The 4,899-nt window shown below is 67.9% G+C and carries 5 protein-coding genes and 1 pseudogene; 3 read left to right on the forward strand and 3 right to left on the reverse strand.

All coding sequences use genetic code 11. The features are described from left to right. The 3 genes and pseudogenes from ADBZ5N_RS17360 to ADBZ5N_RS17370 all read right to left on the reverse strand — a co-directional run. Positions 1-120, reverse strand: a pseudogene (locus ADBZ5N_RS17360) (polyprenyl synthetase family protein); the annotation flags it as partial. A gap of 80 nt (positions 121-200) precedes the next feature. Beyond that, positions 201-902 (reverse strand): LppM family (lipo)protein, encoded by a 702-nt coding sequence (locus ADBZ5N_RS17365; RefSeq protein ID WP_526259578.1) that lies wholly within the window; start codon positions 900-902, stop codon positions 201-203. 25 nt (positions 903-927) lie between these two features. Then, positions 928-1,536 (reverse strand): GNAT family N-acetyltransferase, encoded by a 609-nt coding sequence (locus ADBZ5N_RS17370; protein ID WP_526259580.1) that lies wholly within the window; start codon positions 1,534-1,536, stop codon positions 928-930. 316 nt (positions 1,537-1,852) lie between these two features. On the opposite strand from ADBZ5N_RS17370, the gene ADBZ5N_RS17375 reads away from it, so the two are divergent. The 3 genes from ADBZ5N_RS17375 (at position 1,853) to rsmH (ending at position 4,402) form a co-directional block, all read left to right on the forward strand. Continuing rightward, positions 1,853-2,263 (forward strand): SCO2097 family morphological protein, encoded by a 411-nt coding sequence (locus ADBZ5N_RS17375; RefSeq protein ID WP_526259582.1) that lies wholly within the window; start codon positions 1,853-1,855, stop codon positions 2,261-2,263. Between the two features lie 528 nt (positions 2,264-2,791). After that, the gene (gene mraZ / locus ADBZ5N_RS17380) at positions 2,792-3,223 is read left to right on the forward strand and encodes a division/cell wall cluster transcriptional repressor MraZ (RefSeq protein WP_526259586.1); all 432 of its coding nucleotides are present in this window, start codon (positions 2,792-2,794) and stop codon (positions 3,221-3,223) included. A gap of 9 nt (positions 3,224-3,232) precedes the next feature. Next, a complete protein-coding gene (gene rsmH / locus ADBZ5N_RS17385) occupies positions 3,233-4,402 on the forward strand; it encodes a 16S rRNA (cytosine(1402)-N(4))-methyltransferase RsmH (RefSeq protein ID WP_526259584.1) in 1,170 nt (389 codons plus the stop codon). Positions 4,403-4,899: the final 497 nt, after the last annotated feature.

Genomic DNA, 4,899 nt, shown 5'->3' on the forward strand with positions numbered 1-4,899 from the left:
GCGCAGCACGAAGTCCTCCAGTGCGGCGATCAGGCCGTCGTAGTCGTTGCCGATGTAAGCCGCTTCGGCACGACGGCCGGCCAGATACCCCCGAAGCTGGTCGGTGACGGCAGCGGCCAACTGGGCGGCCGACGGTGCTGCTGCGTGCGCGCTCAGCACGCCCCCTCTCGTATGGCAGTGAACGACCAGACCAGATCAGACTAGAGGTCGTCGGTTTGTTCGGCAGCGGCGAACCGGGGTGAGGTTCGGTCATGGTCGCGCCAAGCAAGCGCCGCGATGATGCCCGCGGCCAGGCAGGCCGCAAGACCCAACCAGATCGCGGTTGCGGCGAAGGAGCGGGTACTGGGGTCGGGGTAGCGGGACTGCGCGGTCATCGTGGTCACCGTGCCCGGCTTGAGTTTCCACTCCACCCTGGTGGAGTCGACGCGCTCGCCGTTGGTCGAGGTGACCTCGCCGGGAAACGCCGCGGTGAACGTCACGTCGGCTTCTGAATCGGTGACGTTGGTCAGATCCACCCGACCTTCGAGGATCACCAGGTTGCCGGCTCGGCGCAGCGAGACGTCCACCCCGGTCGCATCGCGGCTGAGGTTGGCCAGCTGCGGCAACTCCGCGAAGCTGAGATCGGAGAAAGTGGCCGTCGAACCGACATAGCCGTCGACTGTGTACCGCCCCACGCTGACCTTCTGCCTGAAGCTGAGATTCTCGTCGAACTGCGGTCCGGCGTCTTTGTCATCGCGGGGTTTGACCGCCGCGATGATCTCGCCGGATACCCGATCCTCCGGGGAAACGGTGATGGAGGTGTGTACGCGAAGGCAACCGGCCAGCAGTGGCGCGGTCAGACAGAGCAGCAGAAGCGCCAGCAGCCGGCGACCAGCTGAGCGGCGACGATCACGGGACTGCACGGAGGTATCGTGCCAGACCCCATGCCTAGAGCGGCAATGCGCGGCCGAGAATGGCGAAGGCCCGCTGATCACCGGAGAAGTGGTAGCCGCGGATGATGTCGGTGAAGCCCAGTCGCCGGTAGAGCCGCCACGCCCGGTTGGGTTCATCGCTGATCTCCGGCGTGGACAACAGCACATGCGCTTCGGGCCGGTCACTGAGCAGCCGACGGGTAAGAGCCTCGCCCACCCCGCGTCCCTGGGCACGCGGATGGATGTGCAGTTCGGTGAGCTCGAAGTAGTTGCTCATCAGCCGGGTGATCTCGGCATGCGGAAAGCCGAAGTGCTGCAATCCACGGATGACCTGCTGCTGCCACCACTGGTCGGGCGCCCCGCGGTAGCCGTAGGCCACCCCGAGCAGGGGTGCGGTCGCAAGTTGCTCGCCAGTAAGCGGTTCGGGTGAGTCGCCGTCGGCCGGGTCGACGTCCACCGCGGCGACAGCACGCCAGCCCTGACGGCGGGTGTGCTCCAACCACATCGGCGCGCGCTGACTCTCAGTGCCGCGCGGATACCGCATGGCATCGACGTACACGGTCAGGGCCTCGTTCAGCCTGGCCTGCATATCAGCGGGGGACAGGTCGATCAGGAAGGTGGCCAACGTTGGAGCCCCCCTTCGCCCATGTTGGTTATGCGGTGACGGTCCAGAGTCGCTGCCTGCAAGCTGCCATTATCGTCGGCTGGCCGGTGTACCCGGGTCCACCCGTGACAGACGTCTTACATCTGCGCCACGGGTGCTGAACTGTAGCCGGGGCGAGGGCTACACTTCGGAACAACCGGCGACACGCCGGAGTCAAATCGAGTGTTCAAACGGGGTGGTACGGGGCATCCCCACCTCGTATCATGAGGGGAGTCGCCCGGCAGTGGCCGCGGTTGACAACCCGCAAACCGGACGCTTCGGGCATAAGGAGGGACGCATGCCACTCTCCGAGCATGAGCAGCGGATGCTCGACCAGATCGAGAGCGCTCTCTACGCCGAGGATCCGAAGTTCGCCTCAAGCGTCCGCGGCGGCAATCTCCGCACGCCGTCCACACGTCGTCGCCTCCAAGGTGCGGGATTATTCATACTCGGTCTGGCGATGTTGATTGCCGGCGTTGCAATCAAGGCCACGATGGTGGCTGGATTCCCGCTGCTGTCCGTTCTGGGGTTCATCGTTATGTTCGGCGGTGTTGTCTTCGCCATCACCGGCCAGCGCGGTCACGGCGGCCGGGAACACGGGAGCGCTGCCGCCAACCCACGCCAGCAGTCTCGGCGCGGAAAAGGCCCGGCCGGAGGTTCATTCACCAGTCGGATGGAGGATCGGTTCCGGCGCCGGTTCGACGAGTAGGCCCGCTCGGGCCCACCTGCGCCGACAGTAGAGCCGTCCTACTCGGCGTCGACTGAGCCCCGAGATGGCGAATGCAAGCCACGGGGTCGCGGTGATCGCTGGTGCGGTGGCAGCCACGGCGTCCTTCGGTACTCGCCATAAGCGGAAACGTTGACTGGACGGCGGCCACACCGCTATCGGTCGGGGCTGTTCTCGGCGGAGTGGTCGCCGCCCGCATCGCACTGAACCCAGCAGCGGCGCGCTCGAATCGGCCGCTGTCCTCGTGATCGTCGGGGAAGTCGTCCAGCTGCGCCCTGGCAGGAATGCGTTTCTGACGCCGTTCCCAACCGTCCCCACCCGTCCCCACCCGTTGGGCGCGCTGTGGCCGCCGGCTGCAGATCCCCCAAGTAGTACGCCCCTGTGGGGGGAGACGTGGGGGACTCAGGCCAGTTATGACCCCCAAGGTGGAGCAAAGTGGGGCAATGTGGGGTATCGTGGCGGACGTGTGGAGTGGCGGGCACTCCCCGGCATGTCGAGGAGGTGCTGTGGATGTTCCTCGGCACCTACACACCCAGGTTGGACGACAAGGGCCGCCTGACTCTGCCGGCGAAATTCCGGGACGCCCTGGCAGGAGGGCTGATGGTCACCAAGAGTCAGGACCACAGCCTGGCGGTGTACCCGCGCGCCCAGTTCGAGCAATTGGCGCGGCGCGCGGCGGCGACATCGCGCAGCAACCCAGAGGCCCGGGCGTTCCTGCGAAACCTGGCCGCGGGCACCGATGAACAGCATCCTGACTCCCAGGGCCGGATCACCCTGTCCGCCGACCACCGGCGCTACGCCGACCTCACCAAGGACTGCGTGGTCATCGGGGCCGTCGACTTCCTGGAGATCTGGGACGCCCGATCCTGGCAGGACTACCAGCAGACCCACGAAGAGAGCTTTTCCGCGGCAAGCGATGAAGCGCTCAGCACAATCATCTGAGGCCGCCCGATGAACCTCAGAACCCGTGCGGCGTGGTCTCTGCCCGAGCCGACCCTGGCGTACTTCCCCAACGCCAGGTTCGCCAACTCGGACAGGGACCTCGCTGCACGGGCCCGGCGCCATCGGGTCGGTCCCCATCGAGCAGGTTCACATCCAGTGAGTTCCCATCGGGACGGAGGGTGCGTCGTGGCGGACCGCGCGGACCACGGACACATTCCCGTACTACTCGACCGTTGCGTCGAGCTGCTGGCCCCGACGCTGACCCGCGCAGCCGCCGACGGATCTGGTGCGGTGCTGGTGGACGCAACCCTGGGAGCGGGGGGCCACGCCGAGCGTTTCCTCGAACAGTTCGGCGGCCTGCGGCTCATCGGCCTGGACCGCGATCCCGACGCGTTGGCCATCGCCCGACGCCGACTGGCCCGATTCGGCGACCGGGTGACGCTGGTGCACACCCGCTATGACGGGATCGCCCAAGCGCTGGGTGAGACTGGCTTGCCGGCAACGGGGTCGGTCGACGGCGCGCTATTCGACCTCGGTGTGTCCTCAATGCAACTGGACCGACCCGAACGTGGCTTTTCTTACGCTCAGGACGCACCGCTGGACATGCGGATGGATCAGGACGCCGAACTGACGGCGGCCGAGATTCTCAACACCTGGGACCGTGGGCGGCTCACCGAAGCCCTACGTCGCTTCGGGGAGGAGAAATTCGCCTCGCGGATCGCCGGGTTCATCGTCGACCGCCGGGCGGGCCGACCCTTTACCCGCACCAGCGAACTGGTGGAGGTTCTGTACGAAGCGATCCCCGCGCCTGCTCGACGGACCGGAGGGCATCCGGCGAAGCGCACCTTCCAGGCGCTGCGCATCGCCGTCAACGCCGAACTGGAATCGTTGAGCGCGGCACTGCCTGCTGCGCTGGCGGCCCTGCGACCCGGCGGGCGCATCGTGGTGATGGCCTACCAGTCGCTGGAGGACCGGATCGTCAAAGCGGCCTTCACGGCCGCGACAGCGTCCCGCACCCCCGAAGGTCTTCCGATCGAATTGCCCGGTCACGGACCGGAGTTCCAGCCACTCACCCGAGGTGCAGAGCGCGCCGATGAGGCCGAGGTGCAGCGCAATCCGCGCAGCGCCGCGGTCCGCCTGCGTGCGATCGAACGCGGCGACGGAGAGGGTTCCGCATGAAGGTCGGCAGCAAGCCAGCCCGTCGCAGCTGCGGCGCCGACACCGCCGTCACCACGGCCACGCCCACCCGTGGGCGCCGTGCGAGCGGGGCCCCGGCCCGAGAGCGGACCGGTCGCCCCGTCGAGGGACCCGCCCGGCCTGCCCGCGCTCGGACCCGTACACCGGAGCCTCGTGGCCAGAGACGGGGCCCACAGCGACAGGGCCCACAGCGACAGGGCCCACAGCGACAGGGCCCACAGCGACAGGGGCCACAGCGACAGGGCCCCCACAGACAGGGGCCACAGCGACAGGGCCCCCACAGACAGGGCCCACAGCGACAGGGCCCACAGACCGCGCCGGCCGCTCGGCCGGCCGAGCGGCCGGGCCGGCCCAAGACCGCCCGCCAGGCCAAGGCGCGCGCCAAGGCCCGGAAGGCCAAGGCACCGAAAGTAATCCGTCCACCGCTGCGGGAACGGGTGCTGGCCCGGATCCCCAGAATCGACCTGAGCCCGCGCACA

This window comes from Mycobacterium sp. (assembly GCF_044370595.1).
In the GTDB taxonomy this organism is placed as follows: Bacteria; Actinomycetota; Actinomycetes; order Mycobacteriales; family Mycobacteriaceae; genus Mycobacterium.